The organism is Vibrio sp. V19_P1S1T109 (genome assembly GCF_002241375.1).
GTDB classification, from domain to species: Bacteria; Pseudomonadota; Gammaproteobacteria; order Enterobacterales; family Vibrionaceae; genus Vibrio; species Vibrio anguillarum.
Window position 1 is genome coordinate 1 of record NZ_NDIM01000062.1, and the last position, 3,238, is coordinate 3,238.

The following is a 3,238-nucleotide window of genomic DNA, read 5'->3' on the forward strand; positions in this document are numbered from 1 at the left end:
GCTTTACAGTATCGTCGAGACAGCGAAAGCCAACGGCCTTATCCTTTACGACTACATGGTCAAGTGCATGAAAGAGATAGCGAAATCTGAGCCTGATATCGATGCGCTCCTACCTTGGAACTTCAAACATTAATAATATCGCCCCGTGGGATCATGGGGCGGATACATAAAATCAAACCTCCCACCACAAGGAGATTTGATATGACCAAACGACGCACCGACCAAGAATGGAAAACCCAGTTCGAACGCTATGAATCCAGTCATTTTTATCAATTAGGCAAATTACGTCCCGAAGTGTGTTAGAAAAGGCAGCGTACCGATTAGAGAACGCTGCCTTTTAGTATGATACTTTAATGCTTAGTATGAATCTTTATTACTTAGTATGATACTTTATTCTACTCACACAATATGCGCTCTCACCACCTTGTATCACTCAACCGTTACGGCTTTGGCCAGATTACGAGGTTGGTCGACATCCGTACCTTTGATTAAAGCAACATAATAAGAAAGAAGCTGCATTGGAATGGTGTAGTAGATCGGCGCGGTAATTTCACTCACGTGTGGCATGGTGATGATTTTCATTGTTTCATCAGCCGCAAAGCCAGCGTCTTGATCGGCAAACACATACAGCAAACCGCCACGAGCACGTACTTCTTCAATGTTCGATTTTAGCTTCTCTAACAGCTCGTTATTTGGCGCAACTACGACAACGGGCATATCAGCGTCAATCAGTGCTAATGGGCCGTGCTTTAATTCGCCCGCTGCGTATGCTTCAGCATGAATGTAAGAGATTTCCTTCAGCTTTAATGATGCTTCAAGCGCGATAGGGTAAAACTCACCACGACCTAGGAATAGAGTGTGGTGTTTATCTGCGAAATCTTCAGCCAGTGCTTCAATCTGCTTTTCATAGGCAAGGGCGGCATTAATTTGTGCAGGCAGTGCATGCAGTGCTTCAACAATTTCCGCCTCTTTTTCTTTATTAATGCACTGCTTTTGTTTACCAAGAGCGGTCACTAACATTAACAAGGTTGCAAGCTGAGTAGTGAAGGCTTTGGTTGATGCCACACCAATCTCTGTTCCAGCGCGAGTCATGAATGCAAAGTCAGATTCACGAACCAGCGAAGAACCCGCTACGTTACAAATAGTCATCGCGGCCATGTAGCCTTTTTCTTTCGCCAAGCGCAAAGCGGCTAAGGTATCTGCCGTTTCACCGGATTGAGAAAGCGTAATCAACAAGCTATTTGGACGAGTCACAAATTTGCGATAGCGAAATTCAGAGGCAATTTCCACATCGCAACTCACGCCTGCCAATGCTTCAAACCAATAACGCGCTGTCATGCCTGCGTTGTACGACGTTCCGCAAGCGACGATTTGTACATGTTCCACTTGGCTAAGAATTTCGGCAGCGTTCACGCCAATGCTTTCTGTCACTACGCTGTCTTTGGTGATGCGGCCTTCCATGGTGTTAATCAATGCCGTTGGCTGTTCAAAGATCTCTTTTTGCATGAAATGACGATATTTACCTTTATCGCCAGCGTCGTGCTCTGCGTTAGATTCGCTAATTTCACGCGTCACCTGTTCGCCGTTTGCAGCAAAAACCGTCACATCGCGGCGCGTAACTTCCGCGACATCACCCTCTTCAAGATACATAAAGCGGCGTGTAACATTCAGCAAAGCTAATTGGTCTGAAGCTAAGAAATTCTCACCAACACCGAAACCGATCACGATCGGGCTACCAGAGCGAGCAACCACAACACGGCTTGGATCTTTGCGATCAAGTACCACAGTACCGTAAGCACCCTCGAGTTGTTTAACGGTTTTTTGCACCGCTTCAAGCAGTGAACTGGCCGTGCGCAGTTCCCACTCAACAAGGTGAGCAATCACTTCGGTATCGGTTTGCGATTCAAAAAGGTAGCCGCGTTCACGCAAAACATCACGTAGCGTTTCATGGTTTTCGATAATGCCGTTATGCACAACCGCAATATCGCCCGACATGTGTGGGTGAGCATTAATTTCGGAAGGTTCACCGTGTGTCGCCCAGCGTGTGTGCGCAATGCCTGTACCTCCGGCAACATGTTGCTTTTCGACTGCATCGGCTAGCTCTTGCACTTTGCCTAAACGACGAACGCGCGTTAATTGGCTCGCACTATCCACCACAGCAACACCGGCTGAATCATAACCGCGGTATTCCAAGCGGCGTAGTCCTTCCACTAAAATTTCAGCCACATCTCGTTGTGCTACTGCACCGACGATTCCACACATAAGGTTTTTACTCCATTTTAGATTTATGCTTCATCCCTAAAGCCGCAAGCGAAGGCCTTTATTTAGGAATGGTTGAATAGGGGTTAATTAAGCTCGGATCACTCGCACTTGGTGCGATTCAATCAATGCGGCATCTTGAACGGTTAGATCGTTATCGGTCACTAACACGTCGATATGCTCCCAAGCGAGCTCAAGGTTGGGAATTTTTCGGCCAACTTTGTCTGATTCGATCATCACGATCACTTCTCGTGAGACTTCGGCCATCACTTTGCTCAGGCCAATCAGTTCATTGAAGGTGGTGGTGCCACGTTCAAGATCAATACCGTCAGCGCCAATAAACAGTTGGTCAAAATCGTAAGAACGCAGTACCGATTCAGCCACTTTGCCCTGAAAGGACTCGGAATGGGTATCCCAAGTACCGCCCGTCATTAATAGTGTCGGTTCACTTTCTAGTTCATTAAGGGCATTCGCTACGTGCAATGAGTTGGTCATCACAACCAAACCGCGTTTATCATTCAGTTGCTGAATTAATGCTGCCGTAGTACTACCACAGTCAATAACGATGCGATTGTGGTCTCGAATTAACTTAGCCGCCGCCTTAGCCAGCTTTATCTTTCGATTCGAAACTTTAGGATTAAACTCATCATTGACCACCTCTTTAGGCAGTGCAATCGCACCACCGTAACGGCGTAAGAGTTGACCGTTTTTCTCTAAAGAGGCCAAATCCTTTCTAATCGTCACCTCTGAGGTTTCAAACTGAGCAGAGAGTGCATCAACACTGACCTCACCCTGTTCATTCACAAGGTTAGCGATGGTGTGTCTTCTCAGTTGTGTATTTCGTTTCGACATTTATACTTTTCTTCAAGATTACGAATCGAAAGCAATATTAATCGAATCGAAACTTTATTGTCTATTTATTTCGATCTAAAAAATTAATAATTCACGCTAAAACCTTGTCCTAAGACAATTCTTAGGC

At 45.8% G+C, this 3,238-nt stretch carries 3 protein-coding genes; 1 reads left to right on the forward strand and 2 read right to left on the reverse strand.

Going from position 1 to position 3,238, the window contains the following annotated elements; translation table 11 throughout:
• The coding region (locus tag B9J87_RS03055; RefSeq protein ID WP_141201529.1) for a transposase domain-containing protein at positions 1-133 on the forward strand (133 nt) is incomplete at its 5' end.
• A gap of 296 nt (positions 134-429) precedes the next feature.
• On the opposite strand, the gene glmS is transcribed toward B9J87_RS03055, so the two are convergent.
• Positions 430-2,262 carry a glutamine--fructose-6-phosphate transaminase (isomerizing) gene (gene glmS, locus B9J87_RS03060; RefSeq protein WP_017045440.1) on the reverse strand — a complete coding sequence of 611 codons (1,833 nt, stop codon included), beginning with the start codon at positions 2,260-2,262 and terminating at the stop codon, positions 430-432.
• Between the two features lie 87 nt (positions 2,263-2,349).
• The gene (locus tag B9J87_RS03065; protein ID WP_013857797.1) at positions 2,350-3,111 is read right to left on the reverse strand and encodes a DeoR/GlpR family DNA-binding transcription regulator; all 762 of its coding nucleotides are present in this window, start codon (positions 3,109-3,111) and stop codon (positions 2,350-2,352) included.
• Positions 3,112-3,238: the final 127 nt, after the last annotated feature.